This is a genomic window from Ekhidna sp., assembly GCF_040223195.1.
GTDB lineage: Bacteria > Bacteroidota > Bacteroidia > Cytophagales > Cyclobacteriaceae > Ekhidna.
Genome location: NZ_JAVKDX010000012.1, coordinates 148,886 through 169,274, shown reverse-complemented (window position 1 = coordinate 169,274; position 20,389 = coordinate 148,886). Strand labels below are relative to the sequence as shown.

General features: G+C 44.3%; 23 protein-coding genes. 15 read left to right on the top strand and 8 right to left on the bottom strand.

Features of this window, described 5'->3' with window-relative positions:
- Positions 1-92 precede the first annotated feature (92 nt).
- Positions 93-221, bottom strand: coding sequence for a hypothetical protein (locus RLN88_RS05610; RefSeq protein WP_350220396.1), 129 nt, complete (start codon positions 219-221; stop codon positions 93-95).
- A 121-nt stretch (positions 222-342) separates the two neighbouring features.
- On the opposite strand from RLN88_RS05610, the gene RLN88_RS05605 reads away from it, so the two are divergent.
- The gene (locus RLN88_RS05605) at positions 343-660 is read left to right on the top strand and encodes a Rieske (2Fe-2S) protein (RefSeq protein ID WP_350220395.1); all 318 of its coding nucleotides are present in this window, start codon (positions 343-345) and stop codon (positions 658-660) included.
- Positions 661-666: 6 nt separating this feature from the next.
- Here the strand turns inward: RLN88_RS05605 and RLN88_RS05600 are convergent, their stop codons facing one another.
- Positions 667-1,863 carry a sodium:calcium antiporter gene (locus RLN88_RS05600; RefSeq protein WP_350220394.1) on the bottom strand — a complete coding sequence of 399 codons (1,197 nt, stop codon included), beginning with the start codon at positions 1,861-1,863 and terminating at the stop codon, positions 667-669.
- A gap of 162 nt (positions 1,864-2,025) precedes the next feature.
- Here RLN88_RS05600 and RLN88_RS05595 point away from each other — a divergent pair, with 162 nt between their 5' ends.
- From RLN88_RS05595 to RLN88_RS05585, 3 genes are all read left to right on the top strand, one after another.
- Positions 2,026-2,787 carry an SDR family NAD(P)-dependent oxidoreductase gene (locus RLN88_RS05595; RefSeq protein ID WP_350220393.1) on the top strand — a complete coding sequence of 254 codons (762 nt, stop codon included), beginning with the start codon at positions 2,026-2,028 and terminating at the stop codon, positions 2,785-2,787.
- Positions 2,788-2,848: 61 nt separating this feature from the next.
- Complete coding sequence (locus RLN88_RS05590; protein ID WP_350220392.1) at positions 2,849-3,268, top strand: TerB family tellurite resistance protein; 420 nt, start codon at positions 2,849-2,851, stop codon at positions 3,266-3,268.
- Positions 3,269-3,281: 13 nt separating this feature from the next.
- Positions 3,282-3,677 (top strand): TerB family tellurite resistance protein, encoded by a 396-nt coding sequence (locus RLN88_RS05585; RefSeq protein ID WP_350220391.1) that lies wholly within the window; start codon positions 3,282-3,284, stop codon positions 3,675-3,677.
- 31 nt (positions 3,678-3,708) lie between these two features.
- Here the strand turns inward: RLN88_RS05585 and RLN88_RS05580 are convergent, their stop codons facing one another.
- Both RLN88_RS05580 and RLN88_RS05575 read right to left on the bottom strand, forming a co-directional pair.
- Positions 3,709-4,533 (bottom strand): arylamine N-acetyltransferase family protein, encoded by an 825-nt coding sequence (locus RLN88_RS05580; RefSeq protein WP_350220390.1) that lies wholly within the window; start codon positions 4,531-4,533, stop codon positions 3,709-3,711.
- On the bottom strand, positions 4,530-5,609 hold the full coding sequence (locus RLN88_RS05575) for a hypothetical protein (RefSeq protein WP_350220389.1): 1,080 nt from the start codon (positions 5,607-5,609) through the stop codon (positions 4,530-4,532). The genes RLN88_RS05580 and RLN88_RS05575 overlap by 4 nt, the downstream gene beginning before the upstream one ends.
- Positions 5,610-5,675: 66 nt before the next feature.
- Here RLN88_RS05575 and RLN88_RS05570 point away from each other — a divergent pair, with 66 nt between their 5' ends.
- From RLN88_RS05570 to RLN88_RS05550, 5 genes are all read left to right on the top strand, one after another.
- Entirely contained in the window at positions 5,676-6,251 is a 576-nt protein-coding gene (locus tag RLN88_RS05570) for a DNA-3-methyladenine glycosylase I (protein WP_350220388.1), read from the top strand.
- A 40-nt stretch (positions 6,252-6,291) separates the two neighbouring features.
- Complete coding sequence (gene prfA / locus RLN88_RS05565) at positions 6,292-7,362, top strand: peptide chain release factor 1 (protein WP_350220387.1); 1,071 nt, start codon at positions 6,292-6,294, stop codon at positions 7,360-7,362.
- A gap of 15 nt (positions 7,363-7,377) precedes the next feature.
- Positions 7,378-8,751: a right-handed parallel beta-helix repeat-containing protein gene (locus tag RLN88_RS05560; protein WP_350220386.1), complete on the top strand. Its 1,374-nt coding sequence runs from the start codon at positions 7,378-7,380 to the stop codon at positions 8,749-8,751.
- 106 nt (positions 8,752-8,857) lie between these two features.
- Complete coding sequence (locus tag RLN88_RS05555) at positions 8,858-10,789, top strand: tetratricopeptide repeat protein (RefSeq protein WP_350220385.1); 1,932 nt, start codon at positions 8,858-8,860, stop codon at positions 10,787-10,789.
- A 2-nt stretch (positions 10,790-10,791) separates the two neighbouring features.
- Positions 10,792-11,160 carry a response regulator gene (locus tag RLN88_RS05550; RefSeq protein ID WP_350220384.1) on the top strand — a complete coding sequence of 123 codons (369 nt, stop codon included), beginning with the start codon at positions 10,792-10,794 and terminating at the stop codon, positions 11,158-11,160.
- Here RLN88_RS05550 and RLN88_RS05545 read toward each other — a convergent pair.
- Positions 11,157-11,465, bottom strand: a complete 309-nt coding sequence (locus RLN88_RS05545; protein WP_350220383.1) for a hypothetical protein — start codon at positions 11,463-11,465, stop codon at positions 11,157-11,159. The two genes, RLN88_RS05550 and RLN88_RS05545, sit on opposite strands and share 4 nt — an antisense overlap.
- 50 nt (positions 11,466-11,515) lie before the next feature.
- Between RLN88_RS05545 and RLN88_RS05540 the strand changes: the two genes are divergently transcribed.
- From RLN88_RS05540 to RLN88_RS05520, 5 genes are all read left to right on the top strand, one after another.
- Positions 11,516-12,244 (top strand): DUF3667 domain-containing protein, encoded by a 729-nt coding sequence (locus tag RLN88_RS05540; protein ID WP_350220382.1) that lies wholly within the window; start codon positions 11,516-11,518, stop codon positions 12,242-12,244.
- 90 nt (positions 12,245-12,334) lie between these two features.
- On the top strand, positions 12,335-12,868 hold the full coding sequence (locus RLN88_RS05535; protein WP_350220381.1) for an RNA polymerase sigma factor: 534 nt from the start codon (positions 12,335-12,337) through the stop codon (positions 12,866-12,868).
- 12 nt (positions 12,869-12,880) lie between these two features.
- The gene (locus RLN88_RS05530) at positions 12,881-13,624 is read left to right on the top strand and encodes a HEAT repeat domain-containing protein (RefSeq protein WP_350220380.1); all 744 of its coding nucleotides are present in this window, start codon (positions 12,881-12,883) and stop codon (positions 13,622-13,624) included.
- Positions 13,625-13,674: 50 nt separating this feature from the next.
- Positions 13,675-14,502, top strand: a complete 828-nt coding sequence (locus RLN88_RS05525; protein ID WP_350220379.1) for a DUF4097 family beta strand repeat-containing protein — start codon at positions 13,675-13,677, stop codon at positions 14,500-14,502.
- Positions 14,503-14,504: 2 nt separating this feature from the next.
- Positions 14,505-15,164 (top strand): DUF4097 family beta strand repeat-containing protein, encoded by a 660-nt coding sequence (locus RLN88_RS05520; protein WP_350220378.1) that lies wholly within the window; start codon positions 14,505-14,507, stop codon positions 15,162-15,164.
- Positions 15,165-15,197: 33 nt separating this feature from the next.
- On the opposite strand, the gene RLN88_RS05515 is transcribed toward RLN88_RS05520, so the two are convergent.
- On the bottom strand, positions 15,198-16,229 hold the full coding sequence (locus tag RLN88_RS05515; RefSeq protein WP_350220377.1) for a strictosidine synthase family protein: 1,032 nt from the start codon (positions 16,227-16,229) through the stop codon (positions 15,198-15,200).
- A gap of 46 nt (positions 16,230-16,275) precedes the next feature.
- On the opposite strand from RLN88_RS05515, the gene RLN88_RS05510 reads away from it, so the two are divergent.
- Complete coding sequence (locus RLN88_RS05510; RefSeq protein WP_350220376.1) at positions 16,276-16,734, top strand: hypothetical protein; 459 nt, start codon at positions 16,276-16,278, stop codon at positions 16,732-16,734.
- Here RLN88_RS05510 and RLN88_RS05505 read toward each other — a convergent pair.
- Together RLN88_RS05505 and gcvP are read right to left on the bottom strand one after the other, a co-directional pair.
- Positions 16,731-17,480, bottom strand: a complete 750-nt coding sequence (locus RLN88_RS05505; protein ID WP_350220375.1) for a hypothetical protein — start codon at positions 17,478-17,480, stop codon at positions 16,731-16,733. The two genes, RLN88_RS05510 and RLN88_RS05505, sit on opposite strands and share 4 nt — an antisense overlap.
- Complete coding sequence (gene gcvP / locus RLN88_RS05500; RefSeq protein WP_350220374.1) at positions 17,477-20,350, bottom strand: aminomethyl-transferring glycine dehydrogenase; 2,874 nt, start codon at positions 20,348-20,350, stop codon at positions 17,477-17,479. The genes RLN88_RS05505 and gcvP overlap by 4 nt, the downstream gene beginning before the upstream one ends.
- Positions 20,351-20,389 lie beyond the last annotated feature (39 nt).

The following is a 20,389-nucleotide window of genomic DNA, read 5'->3' as shown; positions in this document are numbered from 1 at the left end:
ATTATCGGACTGTTTGTATTGGCTATTCTTTGTCCGTTTATCCTACCCAATAAGGCAGTAAGCAAGCACAAAAGAGATCACGTGGAGTAATCTCAGTGCTTCTTTTGATTTTCTTTTCGGGCGTTTACGAAAGCCAGGGCGTGAGTAAAAGCCACAAGGAAAATCACGATGTTTACAAATATGTTTACTCCGTCTGTAACTGCAGGATTTGTCAAATTCATCTTGTTCTACTTTTAATGCGAAGATAGTTTCTTTCCGCACTTTCCACAATTCTCTTTCTCCATTCCTTAGATAAACTCTATCAAATTCTGAATCATGGAAAGTTCTTGCTAAGTTCATTTCATGGATCTCAAGCTTTTTGATTCTATTCACGAGGCGAAAAAAGCGCTGGAGAATAATAAGCCAAGGCAAGTACGAGCTGATGGCAAGGAGATTTGTATTGTTAGAAAAGGGGAAGAAATATTTGCCTTTCAAGATGCCTGTGCACACATGGGAGAGAACCTACACAAAGGCAATACCAATCCCTTCAACGAAATTGTGTGTCCCTTACATGCCTATCGTTTCCATATGAAAACAGGAGAAGAATGTGAAGGCCGTTGCTCCCCGTTGAAAATTTATCCCATTATCGAAAATGAGGAGGGGGTTTTTATTCGTATTTGATTCCGCTTACCCTATTCTGAAAAACCTTACTATGGAAACCAGCCAGTCCGCGATACTCTGAGCAAGCTCATTACCCGCTCCACGCCCAACGATGTAGAGTACGAATAAGGCATACAGTCCTAGAAGTAAAAATGACTTACCTCTTCCAAAATATGTACCGCTCACAAAAATTATTACTATAAGCACTGTAAGCAGCCACAATAGGAAACGAAGCTCACTACTTAGAGCGACCATTTCAGGGGGTATTTGTAGTGGGCCGTAGATAAGTGTAAATAGCAAAAGTGGGAAACCAAGAGCAAAACAGATGTCAAAAATATTACTGCCCAGGGCATTCGAAATGGCATCATCATACTGCCCTCGTTTCGCATCCTTGATGGAGAAGATAGTATCCGGAAAACTAGAAGCAGCAGACGCCAGGATCAAAGCCACAAACATGACCGGGATTCCAAGTCCGTTGAATTCCCCAAGCCCCGCAATTGAATAAGTGTCTGCACCTACCCACTCACATGCAAGCACTAAAAAGTAACAAACCAAAGCAATGGAAATGGTTGAAAAAACCAACAGTGACCATGCCCTTCTCCCGCTTATTCGGTTATTACCAATAAATATTCTTTCCAAATCGAATGTTAGCAAACCTTTCAAAAAGGGCCCCTGTGGCTCATCGTTTTCCACAAACACCATTTCCTCTACTACCCTTCCCTCCAGTTGCTCTTTGCGCTGGGATCGTTTCATTGTGGCAAACATGAACACTATATAGGCTACATATACCAGCATCAATAGCAAGCCATGATACCAGTAGAGAGTGGCTCCACTGATAAGTATTAAGAAAATAAGCTCAGCGATGATCAATGCAATCCCATCTCTCAACATTACTTTTCTTGAAACCTCGACACGCTTGGTCATTTTCATGGCAATGACTGTTAACACTGCTGAGGCAGGAATAACCATTCCATTAAAAATTGCACTTCCTGCGGTTGTTCCCACCCCACCGGAAAAACCCTCTGCATCCTTCAGAATGAACAGGAAAAACAAGGAGGTAAAAACCTCAGGCATTGAGCTTGCTATTGCATTGATTGTCGCTCCACGCACACCGTCAGAAAGATTTCTTCCTATGTATTCCGAGGCGGCCATGAAACCATCTCCAGCGCGCCAGATTATTATGCAACAAAACGTTATTAGTAGAAGGGGGATTATGATGCCCATGTATAATTGATTACGTTCAAGTGTGTTATTAAGCGGTGACTTAGCTGGGAAGGCCTAAATTAACAAAGATTTCATTTAGAGAAACAAGTTCCTACATCTTTTATCATAAGATAAGTCAACTTCAAAAAGGTTTTGTCTAATTTTTCGCCTAAATAGTACCCCATGTATATCAATCTTTCAGGTCTGAATATTCTGGTCACAGGCGCCAGCAGAGGTATTGGCAAGGCACTGGCTACCAAGCTCGCTGAGGCTGGAGCTACGATAGCTGTGCATTACAATAAAAATGTGAGGGAGGCAGAAAACCTTGCCCATATTCTTGGAAACGAATCCAAAGCCTTTCAGGCAGACTTTTCGAAACCGGATGAGGCTGCCAAGCTTTTTGAAAGAGTGAGTTTGGAGATGGGTAGCATTGAAATAGTGATCAACAATGCAGGACTGGCCAAGCCTGCTATGATTGATGCCAAGGATGATGACTGGATGAAGGCCTGGAATGAAACCATGATGGTAAACCTGAATTCTGCAGCCATTATTTGCAAAAAGGCCGTTCAGCATTTTATCAGCAGAAAGGCTGCAGGGCGGATTATAAATATTGCTTCCAGGGCGGCATTTCGAGGAGAGGAGGCTGAGTATATCTCATATGCAGCCTCCAAAGCAGGCCTTGTTTCTTTGACAAGATCAATTGCCCGGTCCTATGGAAAGGAGGGCATAAAAGCTTTCGTAATTGCCCCAGGCTTTGTGAGAACGGATATGTCACAGGAATTTATGCAGCAGTATGGAGAGGATCATGCCAAAGGAGACCTTGCGCTGGAGCGGCTGACAGAGCCTAAAGACATTGCACCTCTGGTCACATTTATTGCCAGTGGAATGGCGGATCACGCCACTGGTGCCACATTTGATATCAATGCGGGTAGCTATTTGCACTAGGTAAGTTTCTTTTTGGGGATTAATTCCTAAATTAGAAGGACGAAAAACAACAACAGCGCTAATGGAAAACAATATTAAAAACCACCTGAAAGCCTTAATCCAACTTTCTATCATTGATCGTGACTTTGGTGAGCCAGAAAGAACGTATGTCTATACCATTGGAAAAGCCAACAGAGTGCCTGAGAAGGAAATAGATGAGCTTGTATCCGAGGTTTTGAATTCCAAGGAAAACAGTGATGTGAATTTTGAAGGCTTGCTTTCTGAGGAGAGATTTGATTATCTATATGATGTAATTCAATTGATGAAGATAGATGGTGAGGTTTTCCTTACTGAAATAAAATATTGTGAAGAGGTGGCTGAAAAGCTCGGGTATGACAAAAAAGTGGTAAAACAAATGTCATCCAGGATCTATGGAGATCCTTCAATTACAGGAAACAGAGAGGCCCTAATGAAAGAGGCCAATAAATTTTTGAAAAAGTAACCCAAAGAGAATTATGAGCATTAAGGCGAAACTTAGCGTGCTGGTTCAGTTGGCAAACATCGATGGAGAGTTTGCTGGTGAAGAGAGAGACCTTATTTATATGATTGGCAAGGCCAATGGTATCAGCGAAGATGAAGTCAATAACATGGTGGAAAACCCTGAGCCACTACCGCCACTCAGCACCATGTCGGAAGATGACAAGTTTGAATATTTATTTCACCTTGTGCAGCTCATGAAGATAGATAGCCAGGTGTATTTATCAGAGATTAAATTTTGCGAGGAGCTGGCGGAAAAGCTCGGCTTCAAGCGAAATGTGATTTCGGAGCTTTCAGCAAGGATCTATAGTGACCCTGCCATCGCTTCGGATGTGGCCTCACTGAAGAGGGAGGTCAGAAGACACAGACATTGAGAACCTTAAAGATCCGCTACGGCGGATTTTTTTATGCTTCTTTCGGAATTAGCTGGTGGTACGTAATACCAAAGTGCTGCTCAAGTTTAGACAAAAACTCATCCTCATGCATGATGTCTGATTCGTGTACTTCTCCAAGCTCAGAAATCTTGAGCTTTCGATCTGTCAAAGTAATCCGTCCATTCGGTTCTAGCATGGTTACCAGTTTTTTCTGTGTGAAAGGTGATGCAGGAGATGTTTGGTGATAATCGCACATCTCCATAAACTGGATTAGCTGTTTTTCTTCAGTGGTAAAGAGAAGTTTGGTCTCAAAATAGCTTGTGTCATTGGATAGCCTCAAGATGAAGTTTTCGTCCGGATCTGTATCTATGCGCCAGTAGCGAGTATGATCCATCTGAATTATTCCCGGTTTTATTCTCAATGGTGAAATGGCCCCATCACCAAACCCAACATCCACCAGCCAATGCTCATTTTCTAAATCTACTACGATAGCCATGTGATCATAAGGGCGGCCAAATTCACCGGTTTGTTCACTCATTACCCTTCCGGCAATCACCTGACAATCATATCCAAGGTGATAGAGCAAATGATAGAAGAGCCCGTTTAGCTCATAGCAAAAACCCCCACGTTTTCGATAGACGATTTTATCAAAGATTTTGGAATAATCAAGGATGATTTTGCTCCCGTAGTGGATATCCAGATTCTCAAAAGGGATATGCAAAAGATGTGCTTTCTGAAGCTGTTTCAGATATGATAATGTGGGCTCCTGCCTTTTAAGTGCTATTCTATCCAGGTAGGCTTTTACATCAATTTTTGATGCTTTGGGTTTGTTTTGAAAGAAGTTTAGCTTTTTCAATTTTCCACATTAAGCTCCTGAGTCAGATTACCTATCATATTCACGAGTGCTTCCTGCCAGCTCACATCAGCATCCCATACCCCGACATGAATATTGAGCGAGATATTTTGCCGAATGTAAAACTTATATACAATGGCATCTTTCGGTATTGTTTTCACGCGTGTTTGATCCGGCATAATTGGGATCACCGACGCAAAGCTTGTTTCACTTGGAAGCACTTCGTAATCAAGCATTTGCTTTGCGATTTTAACAGACGAGCTAAGCGATCGCAACAAAAATTGGTGCCTGTTTCGTTTGAGCTCGTCATCAGACATGGGGTCAATTAATTCGTATTCATAAGGATACGATTCCATCAGCTTAGCCAGTTCGGTGTTCTTCTTGTCTATCTCCGCATTATAGGCTCTAACATTTTGCAGTATTTCCTCACTGTTGATATTGACTGTATCCAGTTTAGTGAATCGCTCTACGGCAAGTTTGCTTCTTCTTAGTATGCCCGGATAGTTCTTCAGGAGGGTATTTTCCACAATTGATACACCTGCCAGATAGTTGGGTTTTTCAGGGATCAAAAAATTATAGAGCTCCTGATCGGCCCGCCGCACCTCTTTGCCGGTATTGAGTAGCAGGGTATATAGATCATGCTCTTTCATATAAAAGGCATTACTTCCCGACTTAATAAACCTTCTGGTTCCATCGAATGGAGCCATTATCAGCTCAAAAGCATCTTCGGTCTTCGTGATGAAGATGATGTTTTTTACCCTCCGTTTATTGAAAAGCTCAATATAAGAAAGCCGGGCGCTGTGACTTGCATTCAGGTTGAGTTCGTTCAAATAGAAAATGGCATCCACTCCCATAGTCACGAATGCTTTGTGCACCTGATTTAGCATTTTTTCATGATCCCCCACTTCTACAAAATCTCCCTCCTTGTTGGGTACGGAAAAGATCACCGCGCTGCGTTGGCTGCTCAGCTCCTTCGGTACTTCCAGGGTTTTATTGAAAGAGACATAATTATATATTGGGCTCTGTCCCAATAGGGCTGGGGCGATTAAAAAAAGCAAAGTGGAAAAATATCCTCTCATCAATTGATTACTAAAGTGCTAATTTTATAAAATCTCAACTCATTATTCACCCAATTTAGTATAAGAATGAAAACACGATGTGCCTGGTGCGCAAACTCTTTTGAAGAATACGTTCGCTATCACGATGAGGAATGGGGAGTTCCGGTTCACGATGATAGAAAGCATTTTGAATTTTTGGTACTCGAGAGTGCCCAGGCAGGTCTGAGCTGGGCCACCATTCTGAAGAAAAGAGAAGGATATCGTCGGGCTTTTGCAGATTTTGATGTGAATACTGTGGCGGAATATGGAGAAGGTATGGTGGAAGATCTCGTTCAGGATGCTTCCATTATCCGGAACCGGGCAAAAATTGAAGCCACAATAAATAATGCGAAGCAGTTTATCCAAGTACAAAAAGAGTTTGGTTCGTTCGATAAATACATCTGGCAGTTTGTGGGGGGTGAGCCGATCATCAATGTGTGGAAGACCATGAAGCAGGTACCCGCTACTACCAAAGAGTCTGATGCGCTTTCGAAGGACTTAAAGAAACGAGGTTTCAAGTTTGTGGGCTCCACAACTATCTATGCTCACATGCAGGCCATAGGGCTCGTAAATGACCACACAGTTGATTGCTTCAGATATGAAGAAGTCAAAAGCGCTATTTGATATTTGGTAATATAAATTTGCCGTTAAATCTTTTTAGAGGATGATCGAGAAACTGGAGGAAATAAAGCACCGATTTGAGGAGGTGGGTCAACTCATTGTTCAGCCGGACATTGTCACCGACATGGAGAAATATGGCAAGCTGAACAAGGAATATAAAGACCTGGAGAAGATAGTCGTCAAATACAAAGCATACACTCAAGCCAAAAGCAACCTCAAAAATGCCAAGGAGGTATTGAGCAATGAAAAGGATCCCGAGTTTCGAGAAATGGCGAAAGCGGAAATAGATGAACTAGAGCCACTCATAGAGTCGTTGGAGGAGGAGCTCAAGGTGATGTTGATTCCCAAAGACCCTAATGACAGTAAAAATGTGATTCTGGAAATACGCGCCGGGACCGGGGGAGACGAGGCATCCATTTTTGCCGGGGATTTGTTCAGGATGTACAAGTCCTATGCGGAAGATCAGAACTGGAATTTTTCCGTTTTAAATTTCAACGAAGGGAGTGCCGGAGGATATAAAGAAATTGTTGCCTCTGTTGAAGGAGAGGACGTTTATGCCAAATTGAAATTTGAGTCTGGTGTGCATCGGGTGCAGCGCGTACCCGCTACAGAATCCCAGGGAAGGGTGCACACCTCAGCCGCGACTGTGGCTGTATTGCCAGAGGCGGAGGAAGTAGACGTGGAGCTAAACATGGGAGATATCCGTAAAGACACTTTTCGTGCTTCGGGGGCTGGTGGACAGCATATTAACAAAACGGAATCAGCAGTTCGATTAACTCATGCTCCCTCAGGCTTGGTTGTAGAGTGCCAGGATGGCCGTTCCCAACATGCCAACTATGACAAAGCACTTAAAGTACTTCGCTCACGACTTTATGAAATTGAGCTACAGAAGCACAATGCAGAAATAAGTAGCCAGAGAAAGAGCATGGTAGGTTCCGGAGATCGGTCTGATAAGATCCGCACATACAATTATCCACAAGGGCGTGTGACAGATCACCGGATTGGACTATCCGTTTTTAACCTTCCCAACGTGATGAATGGCGACATAGGAGAATTTATAGAGCAGCTTCGCATTGCAGAAAATGCCGAGATAATGAAAGAAGAAGCGGGCTGATCCGTTTTTACCTAAATGAGAAATATCCTCCTTGTTTCTTTAGTGCTCTTTATCTGGATGGGATGCTCTACCCCGGATGAGTCGGTTTCATTTGATCCAGGTCTTTCACTCTTTTTTAGCAACGATACGATAGCATTCGATACACTTTTGTCCGAAAGACGAAGCAGCACGCGCAGACTCACGGTTTACAACCCCAACGAAGAAGCAATTCAAATTTCGGAGATCGCACTTGGCAAAAGGAAAAACTCAGACTACAGTGTCATTATTAATGGCAAGCCCTCCAACTCAGTGATAAACGAACAAATATATGGAGGAGACAGCCTCCTGATTCTGGTGGAGGTGAATGTCAAATCAAGAAATCGTGACTTGCCCTATCTGGTCAAAGACTCCATCATTTTTCGTTGGAATACGAATCAGGAACATGTAAAGCTTGTGTCATACGGGCAAGATGGAAACAGCATTGAGAGTGTCAGCATCTGCGACGAAACCTGGACGAAGGACCGACCTTATATTATTTCAGACACAGTGCTGGTTTCTACGGGATGTCGGCTTACGATTGAAAAAGGCACACAGATGTATTTTGAAAACGATGCAGTTCTGTTCGTGCAAGGCACACTTTCGGCTGTGGGGGATTCTGCCGACCACATTGTATTCAGAAGTGCACGATTCGATGGAATTTACGATCAGGTGCCAGGCCAGTGGAATGGGATCTATTTTTTGGAAGGCAGCACGGGCAATGAAATAGTCTTTTCAGAAATTTATAATGCACAAATTGGTCTGAGGGTTGGCACACCGGACGATGATGACATTCCAGATGTGGTTGTTTCAAACACGGAAATCTTTAATATGAGCACAGCAGGTATCCTGGCCTTCACCTCCGATGTGTCTGTAACCAATTCGCTCATTTATAACTGCGGCACATATTTGATGGGGGGCTTTGCCGGAGGAAACTACTCGCTCACGCATTGTACGCTTTCAAACGAACCAGCGCTTTTTGTACAAGATGAACCGACAGTTCAGTTTTCGGATAATATTGTCATTGGAGAAGATGAGCTGCTCGTGGATGATCTGAATCTGGAAATGACAAACTGTATCATTTGGGGAGCAGCAAGGGAGGAACTGCTCATCAACAATGGAGGCGGGGCATCCGTTTCTGCATCACTCTTCACCAACATTATAAAATCCGAACAAGATATCCCAGACAATTTTACCTCTCAGGAATTCAACTTCCCCGGCTTTATCGATTCGTTCATTAATGACTACCGGCTTGATACTCTGGCCTTTGCGAAAGATCGGGGGATAGCTGTGGGAGTAGGTTTGGACTTGAAAGGGGCCACCCGAGATGCCAAACCAGACATTGGTGCTTTTGAACGCATCGAAAAAGAGTAGCCAGCGGTCTAAATTCTTATACTCCATTAAGGCATTTATATTTATCTTTTTACTTTGGCAAGCATTGATATAAGTGAAGCGCATAACCACCATACTTCTGTTTTTTTTGGCCTCATATACAAATGGGCAGGTGGATACGCTCCAGGCCAAGCTCCTAGGACTTGAAGGCAAGGCAAGAGTTGACCAGCTTCACAAGGTTGTCATTGAATTGTGGCTAAACTATCCGGCGCTTGCCATGAAGTACGGTCAGGAAGCGCTTGATGTATCTAATACTTTGGGGGATTCAATCCTAATCTCCAAATCCTTAAGGTTGATTGCAGGAGTCTACTATTATAAGGGAGACTATACGCAATCCCTGGAATACAACCACAAGGCCTTTGATATGGCGGTCTTGTTGGGAGATTCGTCATTGTTAAATAATGGATATAATAACCTGGGGCTTCTCTATTACAATTTGGGGAGCTATCAGCTCGCCCTGGAAAATCTCCTACGGGCCAGGTCAATCAAAGAGAAGATCGGAGAAAAATATGGTCTGGCCACCACACTCAATAATATTGGACTGGTCTTCGAAAGGTTGGGAGAATACACGGAAGCCAGAAAATATTTTCGGGAGGCGTATGCGGCCGCTATGGGCATCAGCAAGCAAGATGATGAGGTTTACTCTTTGAATAATGTGGGCATCACGTATTTGAGAGAAGGGAACCTGGAGGCGGCAATGAGACATTTTAGCGGAGCACTGATGCAAGCGAATGAAATCAAAAACATCAACTGGGGTTCTGTTTCGTTGAGGGGGATAGGCCAGGTCATGATGGAGCAGGGCCAGATGGATTCTGCCGCATTCTATTTCGAGCAGTCATTGGAAAAAAGCCTGCAGATAGATGATAAGAAGGGAATATCTGAGGCATATTATTTTTTGGCTAAACATGCTCTCAAAAAAGGCGATACGGACCAGGCAATTGAGTACCTACATTTGAGTGATCAGAAAGCCCAGCAGCTTCAAATTCGTCAGCAGCAACTTGATAACCTTAAGCTCTATTCTACTGCATACAACAGGAAGGGAGACAAGGAGAAAGAAATTCTCTATTTGAATAAATACATTACCCTTCGAGACTCTCTGTTTCTGGATGTTGTCAACAGAAATCTTGGCTTAATACCATTAAAACTCAAAGAAGAGGAGGACAGATACACACTTACGCAGCAGCAGGCTAGAATCAGGAATCAGGTCATTACTAATCAGCTTTTTACCTTCATTATCATCATCACTGTACCGCTTTTGATCGTAATGATCGTCCTGCTGAGAAAAAACGACAAGAAAAACAAAGAGCTTGAACGAAACAACGAGGAGTTAAAGAAGACCCAAAAGCTCTTGATCACCTCAGAAAAAATGGCTTCTCTGGGAGTGCTGGCTGCTGGGGTGGGTCATGAAATTAACAATCCACTCAATTTCATCAAGAATGGGATAGAGGCACTAAATACCAAAATCAATCCGAACGATGAAGAGCTAAAATCCTATTTCAAGATCATCAACGAAGGAGTGGACAGAGCGACCAACATTGTAAAGAGCCTCAGTCATTTTAGCAGAAGGGCCCCTGGAGTAGACGACAAATGCAACATACATGACATCATCGAAAATTGTCTATTGATTTTGCACAACAAGATCAGAAACAAAGTGCGGGTGATTACGAACTTCACCAGCATGGGTGCAGAAGTGAAAGGGAATGAAGGTCGGTTGCATCAGGCAATGATGAATATCATTGCCAACGCAGAACAGGCGATCAAGGAGGAAGGAACCATTGAAATAACAACTCGCAGAAGGGATGGTCAAATGGAGATTTGGGTTGAGGATGACGGGGAAGGAATCCCGGAAGAGAACCTCATGAAAATTAGTGATCCCTTTTTCACCACGAAGGCCCCTGGTGAGGGAACAGGACTGGGACTTTTCATTACCTTCTCAATTATCGAGGAACACAACGGACACATCGATGTAAAATCAAACCTTGGCGAAGGAACTAAGTTTATTATTACCTTACCTTTATGACCATGAGTGAGAAGCCGGCCATTTTATATATCGATGACGAAGAAGCAAACCTGCTGCTTTTTCGAATTTCCTTTGAGGGTGAGCGAGAGGTTTTAGTAGCCAATTCGCCTGAGGAGGGGCTGCAAAAGCTGATGGAAAACAGGGATCGCATACGGGCGGTGATCAGTGATATGCATATGCCCAAAATGAATGGTGTGCAGTTTATACAAAAAGCTAAAGAGTCTGTCAATGATATTCCGTACTTCATTTTGAGCGGATATGCCTATAATGATGAAATAGATCAGGCATTGAAAGACAATACCATCCAGAAGTTTTTCACCAAGCCATTTAATAGGGCTGAAATAGAAACCCACCTGAAAGAGGCATCTTAGCCATCATCCTTTTCCTCCTCATCCTCCTGCTTTCCAAGAATTCGCTCCTTCTTATCCTTGATACTCTCTGCTGCCTCTTCCAAGTTTAGTCGTGCTTTCAGTCTGTTTAGGATTCCTTTTCCGATAGACATGGCACGGTCACTAAAGGTGAGATCTTCTTCCGGCATTTCTTTCACCACACTTTTTTCCGGCGGTTTCATCAGGTATTTGTTGGAAGAAGTAGAATCCACCACGATCCGCTGGGCGGAAGCGGCAAAAGCCACCGCACAGAACAAAAGACCTGCGATGAAAATTTTAGAACTCAATGCAACGAAGTATTTTCGATGATCATCAATATTAGCGTAAACCAAGAATATTGGAAAGGATTTGCAAAAACTGTGAGACCAAACTTCAATCGGAGTTCAAATTTTGTCCGAATTGTGGCCAGCAACACAAAGACAAAGTTGTTCATTTCAAACAGTTTGTCCTCGATTTCCTGGGTGACTATTTCACGTTTGACTCCCTGATCATCAGGAGTGTGCGTCCACTGCTTTTCAATCCAGGTTTTCTCACCAATGAGTTTATCGCTGGCCGAAGGGTACGATACATTCCCCCTTTGAGGATGTTCATCTTTATTAGCATCATTTTTTTTCTGGTGCTGGGTTCAGTGAATCAAACCGTGCAAATAGAGAAAACTGAAGAAGCGGAATTTCTGGATTCGTTTTTCAATATCTGGTTTCCCAGGCTGTTCTTCTTATTGCTACCGCTATTTGCACTTTTCCTTTATCTCCTTTTTCGGAAGCCAGGGCGCTTCTACCTGACGCACTTTATTTTTTCCGTGCATCTGCATGCATTCATATTTGTGCTGCTCACCGTCATGGTTATTTTGATTGACTACATATTCCCCTCAAGTGTTTTTCTCAGTCAATGGTCGTTGATGATCACGGTTTGTTTAATTGAGGTATATCTCCTGGCAGCATTGAAGAAGGTTTACAAACAGAAGTGGCTCCTCACTTTCTTCAAGCTGGTCATTGTGAACATCATGTATATCATTTCCGCCATGATCATCTTCAGTGTAGTGGGGGCCCTAATCTTCTATTTATAAAATTTCAGGTTAATTCCGACCAGACTGTAACCTTCCCTCCCTTTTCTTGTAACTTATCTGATTACCAAACTGACCGGTTTGAATTTGGAAATGACAGATGAACAGTTGATGTCCCTCATCAAGGCAAATCAGCTGGATTACATGAATGAGTTATTTAGTCGCTACAGCAAGCGGATCTATAATTACTTCCTGAAATCCACGCTGGAAAGAGCCGATAGCGACGACCTCACTCAGGAATTATTTATCCGGGTTATGCGGTATCGGAACTCATACAAAGAGGGCCATTCCGTTCAATTCTGGATTTTTCAAATCGCCAGGAACATGGTCAAAGATCACTTCAGAAAGATGAGGATTCACAAGGATCAATTTAATCCTGTGGAGGTAATGCCGGAGGTAGAAGAAGAGTTGGGAAATGGAGTTTTGGAACGAGAAAACAAGCTCTATCAGGCAATGAAGTCACTTTCGGATGAAAAGCGTGAGCTGCTTGTGCTTAGCAAATTTCAGGGAATGAAATATGAGCAAATAGCAGCCATGCGCGACACGTCTGTCAGCAACATAAAAGTGCAGGTACACCGCACCATCAAAGAGTTGAGAGACATTTATTTTGAACTAGCAGATGACTAAAAAATAAGCGTGATGAAAGAAGAAATCACAGATGAGCAAATGATTGCACTTCTGGAAGGGGAGCAAAACCCTAAACTGGAAAAGCAGGTCAAGTCCGACCCGGAGCTTTTAAAAAGACTCGAAGAGCTCAAAGAGGTTTATGATGCAATGAATGAGATACAGGAAGTTGACGTCCCCTCGCACATTGGTGAAAACGTGCGAGCGGCGATTTTTCAGGAGCAGCTGAAAAGTCAGTCGAGGAATCATGTCTCCTGGATGCAAATAGCAGCAGCTGTTGCTCTTCTGATCATCGGCTTTGGAGCCGGGAAGTTCAGCTCGCCGGATTCTTCGCCGGAACTGATGGCACTAAAGACAGAGATAGCGTCATTGAGGGAGGCAACTCTGACAAGCTCACTGCAGAGACATTCTGCAAGCGAGCGCATCATGGCGGTAAACAGGATAGAGGAGCAGCCCTCCATCAATGCCGAGCTTATATCAACATTGATATCCACTTTCAATTCTGACGAAAGCCCCAATGTGAGGTATGCAGCGCTGCAGGCTTTGAAGAAATTTATTAATCACGAAGAGGTGCGAGCCGAATTGGTCAAGTCCCTGGAAGCACAATCCGATCCCCTGATTCAAATTTCTTTGATCACCATTTTGGTGGAGGCTGAGGAGCGAAGCGCGATAGCACCATTAAAAGATATTATGGAACAAGAAGACATCTCACCTGAAGTGAAACAACAAGCAGAAGTTGCCATTCAGGTTTTGACATAAAAAATACCGGTACAATTAACATCTGAACAATTATTAAAAAACAACACAAAATGAAAACGATTATAGCAGGACTAATACTATTGATATGCACCACGGGTGGGGCTCAAACGAAAGCGTTATCAGAATTACCAGGAGTAAGAAGCGATCAGGAGAGACAGGTGAGTTTCAACTTTCCTGTAAAAGGAAACGCAGCAGAAACATGGCTGATAATTGATAACCTGAGCTCTAATCTTCAAATTGAAGGTATTGCAGGTTCCGAGATCAAGATTGAAAGCAGAAACTACAGAGGATTGCCGGATAAGGCAAAGGGACTAAAACCTCTTTCTGCAACAGGCCCGGAGAATACGGGTGTGGGGCTGAGCATGACTCAGGAAGGAAACACCATTTCTCTTTCCGGAGCGCACAGTGAGGCAGACAAAGCAGACTATGTGATTTACCTGCCTAAAGACCTGAAGCTAAAAATCAACTATAATAGCTGGCAGGCGGGTGATGTGGAGATCAAGGGAATGGTCGGTGAAATTGAGGCGAAAACCCAGGTAGGAGATTTGAAATTCATCAACGTGACAGGGCCGATTGTGGCGCATTCGTTAAGCTCAGATTTGCAAGTGGATTTTACAACACTTTCCAGCGCATCTCCAACCTCCCTCAGCTCTACCAGCGGTGATATTGACGTGACTCTACCGGCCAATGTGAAAGGAACCTTCAAGATGGCAACTATTTCCGGTGGGGTGTATACTGGCTTTGATTTCGATTTTGGTGAGGACGCCAAGATCAGCAGAATAGGAGGACAAAATGCAACTGGAAAACTGAACGGTGGTGGCGTGGAGGTTTCCCTGAAAAGCATAAGCGGAGATATTTACATTAGAAAAGCGGAGTAGGCATGAGGGCGCTAACAATCATACTGTGCCTGGCAGCCTTTGGGTTGTCTGCACAGCCTAAGAAAGTGACCGAATCGGTAGCCGTTTCAGGTCAGACGTTGCTCGATCTTGAGTTTGATTTTGCGGATGACATAGTCTTCAAAACGTGGGACAAAAGCGAAGTACTGGTGGAGGTGATGGTAGAAATCAACAATGGTGAGGACAATGATATTTTCACCCTTTCTTCGGAGAAATCCAGCTCAACCATTTACATTGAAATGGACGAGGATATGTGGAAGAAGCTCAGTAAACAATCAAATGGAAAATGGGAAAACTGCAGCTATACTTCCACGATCAATTACACCGTTTATCTTCCCCGAAAGATGAATGTTCGATCCAGCACGATTTCCGGTGATTACGAGTTTGAATATTTCGGATCTGAAATGAAACTGAAAACCATCTCCGGAGCAATTGATGTGACGATCCCTCAAGAGAGTGGGATGGATTTCAAAGCCAAAACCATATCTGGCGAAGTTTACTCAGACATCGAAATAAGCTATCCGTACGGAACAGACGGGCTAAGGCAAATCGTAGGGCAGGATATTCGTGGCAGGGTGAGTAGTGGAGGAGCCGAATCCACCTTCGAAACAATAAGCGGAAACATCTACTTAAGAAAAGGCTAATTCCCCTCCTTGGAGGGGTTAGGGGTGGGTGCTTTACTCACCCTTTTTCTTTAACACCACCAGGCTTTCATCCATCACCGTACCAATGAACAGAAGGTCATTATATGGTGCAGCCACACTACTGGCAGAAACCAGACTTCCATCATTTTCATACAAACTTTCAACCTCCTCCCCAGTCACTTTGATTATCTCTGAAGGTGCCAGGGGAGACTTCCCTCCGGCATAAGAAGTGAAGGCCAGCAGGCTCGGGTGAGCACCCATCCACAGGTCTCCGTTTTCATCCAGCTCTATGTTGTCTATCCCAGTTCGTACATCCAGACTTCTATCATACGTGAGACCTCCATCTGGCTCTATGCTATAATATTCCAGGCTAAAACTTCTCGGGGCTGCTACAAGCAGCTGCTTTCGATCTTTGGAGATATTGATGCCATTGGCATAGCTGATGCCTTCTGCCACCGTTCGATAAGAGCCATCATAGAAAACCACATTGGAAACACTTAGCCCCAGGTAGCTTTCGGCCATGCGGCCCCAGTAGCTGGTGTATCCATGATCATTAGTAAAATAGAATGAATCCTTAGTCAAAGCCACTACATCATTTGGGCTAATCATCGAACCATCCTTGAATGTGGAGATGTGCACCAGGCGATCTCTATAAAGCTCAAACTTTTCGATGGTGTGACCCCTGGCATGATTAACAACTAAGATTTGATATTTTGAAGAGTCCAATTTTAGTAAGCTGATTCCGTGCGGGTAGAAAGGCAGCTCATAGTCTGCTGTTAATTTCTTGGGAGTAAAATCACCGGAATCAAGATCCAAATAATAAAGGTGCCCCTGATTTGGGTTTCCATCTCTTCGGCCTGCCCGATCGTCCTGAGAAATAATCATAAACCCATCCTCATAGCTGATGGTAAAATCTTCGGCTCCCTTCATCGGAATTTCAGCAATAACCTCATAGCTTTCGGTGTTATTAACTTCACGGAAGAATCCCGTAGAGCTAAATGTGTATAGGACAAAAGCCGATAGCAAAACAACAATGGCCAAAAGCGTAATGAGGAATTTTTTCATAGTGATTTGGGATGTTCTCCATAAAAGTAGAAAATCTTTCTCTCTGATGAACCTGACTTTCTCGGCGGCATTTTTGATGAGCTGCAGTGGAGATCAAATAGAGCTTCCTGATAAGCAACTGGAAGGACTCATAAATGGAGAGGCCTGGAGTTACAAATCAGCCAACGCTTATATATATTCCTCTGATGCCAGATATCAGGTCAGGTTCCTTTCCAGCAAAGAGTCTGTTCGTGATCCATGTACTTTACCTGTTCCATCACAGGCCCATGTCAGAGCTATTTTCAAGCCGTCAGAAGGCAGTTTTTTTGTGTCGCCGCAAGCCACCGACAACAATCAGGTTCAGGTTTCCTTTGAGCTATCCCCGTCCAAAAGCTTAGTTGCTTCGAGTGGGTTTATGGAAATATACCTGATTGAAAACCAGGTGATGATCGGCTATTTGCAGGCCGTGCTTGACGATGAAGAAAACATCGTGGAGGGCTCTTTTGAGATCAGGATTTGCAATTAATCTCCCGTGGAAAGCGTGATCCCGTATCCAATTTCGATGGTCCAGAGTCTGGCACTGTTTATTTGTCCTTCAGCATTTGGCTGATCATAAACGGGATTGAGCGAATACCCAATGTTTAGGCTCACCACATTGTCCATGTCAAATGCCGGGATCAAATAATTGGCTCCAATGTTGAAAAAGAAAACGGTCTTGGTGGCTTTTACCAGGTCATCCTCCCGATCCCATCTCTCCCGAACAGTGTTTCCCCCCGAACCCTCAAAGTAGTTAGCTCGTAAAGCTGTGGCCATATTGATGTGTGTGGTGAGCCCACCATAAATGGTGAAATCACCAAGCTTCTTTCCGTAGTTTACCGGAATGGCGATGTAGTCCAGCCTGGGTCTGTATTTGAATCGGGCATCCGTCGTGATCAACCCATAGTATCGCTGATATTGGATATCCGGCGTTTTGAAGAAGTAGCTATCTCCCCCATTGGTGTATTTAACCCCGGTTTTTAGGAAGGTGTTGTCATTCAAATACACATCCATTTCTATGGAAACAACCGCACCTGGACGCACTGAGTTTTTAGCTTCTGATGACGCATTGATCCCATCATCAATTCTTGCCTGACGGTATTCAATGAATCCATATTCCTCCATCAGATCACGATCAAATGTGGAAATGGTCATCCCAACCTGTCCGTGAAACTTGACCTGAGCAAATACAGACAATCCGATTAGGAATAGAAATATTGCAGCTCCAAACCTCATGCGTGCGCTTCTTCACCCTCATATACATCCAGCGGCAAACAGCTACACACCAGATTTCTGTCACCATAAGCACTGTCAATTCTGCTTACTGCCGGCCAGAATTTATTCTCTTTCACATATGGGGCAGGAAATGCTGCTTTTTCACGTGAGTAGGAGTATTTCCATTCGTCAGCTACCAACACTTTGTAGGAGTGAGGAGCATTTTTCAGTGGGTTATCTTTTGCATCTGCAATTCCATCTATCACCTCCTGCACTTCTGCTCGAATTGCAATCATGGCATCACAGAACCGATCCAGCTCATCCTGCACCTCACTTTCGGTAGGCTCAATCATCATAGTTCCAGGTACTGGGAACGACACGGTAGGCGCATGGAAGCCATAGTCGATCAGTCGCTTCGCTATATCTTCCACCTCGATTCCAGACTTCTTAAATTCCCTGCAATCGATGATTAGCTCGTGTGCGTTTCTACCCTTGTCATTCGCATATAGTACCGGATAGTGATCTTTCAGCCTTGCGGCGATGTAGTTTGCGTTCAAAATGGCGATTTTGGTGGCATTTGTAAGTCCTTCGGGTCCCATCATGGCAATATATGCGTGAGAAATAGGAAGGATGCTTGCGCTACCGTAAGCCGCAGCAGAAATGGCCGGGTTGCTGTTGTGCTCTGTCACATGTCCGGGAAGGAATGGAGTCAGGTGCTCAGCCACACCGATCGGACCCATACCCGGACCACCGCCACCATGAGGGATACAGAATGTCTTGTGCAGGTTGAGATGGCAAACATCCGCTCCGATAATTCCCGGAGAGGTGAGGCCTACCTGGGCATTCATATTTGCCCCATCCATGTAGACCTGTCCGCCGTTTTGGTGGATGATGTCACAAATTTCGATGATAGCCTCTTCAAAAACCCCGTGTGTAGAAGGGTAGGTTACCATGAGGGCAGCCAGCTCGGCTTTGTTAGCTTCGGCCTTCTCCCGCAGGTCGTCCAGATCAATGTTTCCATTGTCATCACATTTCACAATGACCACCCGCATACCTGCCATCACCGCACTCGCAGGGTTTGTGCCGTGTGCGGATGAAGGGATTAGCGCCACATTTCTGTTTGGCTGGCCTGTTCCTTCCAGATAAGATTTAATGACCATCAGTCCTGCGTACTCTCCTTGCGCCCCTGAGTTTGGTTGAAATGAAATCGAATGGAAGCCAGTAATTTCCACAAGCCAATCGTGAAGTTCATTGATTAAAATGCCGTATCCCTCAGCCTGATCTTTTGGTGCGAAGGGATGTATGTTGGCAAACTCAGGCCAGGTCACAGGGATCATCTCAGTGGTAGCGTTTAATTTCATCGTACAGGATCCAAGGGAGATCATGGAGTGTACCAGCGAAAGGTCTTTGTTCTCCAGCCGCTTCATGTAGCGAAGGAGCTCGTGCTCGGAATGATATTCGTTGAAAATCGGATGCTCCATAAACGGAGTGGATCTGGCCAAGGATGTCGGGTACTCCACCTCAAAGTCTTCCAATATCGGGGCGTCAAATGCATTTCCCAATCGGGCGAAAAGTTTCACCACTTCATTGGCGTCATTCACAGTATGGTATTCATCAAACGAAATCCCAACGCCATCTTCAAAATATCGGAAATTGATTTCACTTTCCTCACTGATCTGCTTGATCATGACAAGCTGTTCTGGAGAAAGTGGAATTCGTAAGGTGTCGAAGAAGTAGGTATTCTGATTTTCAAAACCATACTGAGCAATGGTGTTTGCAGTCTCTTTTGCTAATCCATGCGTACGTGCAGCAATTTGCTTTAAGCCTTTTGATCCATGATACACTGCATACATGCCTGCCATCACTGCAAGAAGCACCTGGGCGGTGCAAATATTGGAAGTGGCTCGCTCTCGCTTAATGTGCTGCTCCCTTGTCTGTAGGGCCATTCTATAAGCATCATTGCCGTGAGCATCTTTGGAAGCCCCAATGATTCTACCCGGAATGGCTCTTTTGTAATCTTCTCTGGTGGCGAAGAAAGCTGCGTGTGGTCCGCCATAGCCCATAGGCACCCCAAACCTTTGACTTGTTCCGACAACCACGTCCGTTCCCCACTCGCCAGGGGCAGTAAGAAGTGTCAAAGCAAGTAGATCAGAAGCACATGCCGTGTAGACATCATTTTCCTGAGCAGCAGCTACGATAGCAGACCAGTCCCTTACAGACCCGGAATTGTTTGGATACTGGAAGAAAATGCCAAAAATCTCCGGTGCGGTGATATCCGCATTGGCCAGATCAACCACCTCCAGCTCTATCCCAAATGGAAGTGCACGCGTTTTCAATACGTCAAGCGTTTGAGGAAACACCTCAGCGTCTACCAAAAACTTGTTTGAAGATTTTTTACCCCCTTTTCTCAACCCATACAGCATAGACATGGCTTCTGCAGCTGCCGTTCCTTCATCAAGCAATGAGGCATTGGCGATTTCCATTCCTGTGAGGTCTATTACCATGGTTTGGAAGTTGATCAATGCTTCCAGTCTTCCCTGCGCGATCTCTGCCTGGTATGGCGTATATGCAGTGTACCAACCCGGGTTCTCCATGATGTTTCGCTGGATCACCGTTGGCACCACACAGTTGTAATACCCCTGCCCGATGAATGATTTGAACACCTTGTTTTTAGCTGCCACTTTTTGCATGCGATTGAGGTATTCATACTCATTGAGAGACGGAGGTAGGTTTAGCGCTTTCTTTTTCAGGATGGGTCCCGGGATGGCCTCACGGATCAGCGCATCGATGGACCTCAGGCCGATGGTCTCCAGCATGTTGGAAATTTCTTGTGCATTTGGGCCATTGTGGCGTCTTTCAAACTCTACTCGATCGTTCAGGTTTAATTTCATGGAGGGGTCTATTTAGGGGCGCAAATTTACGTCATGACT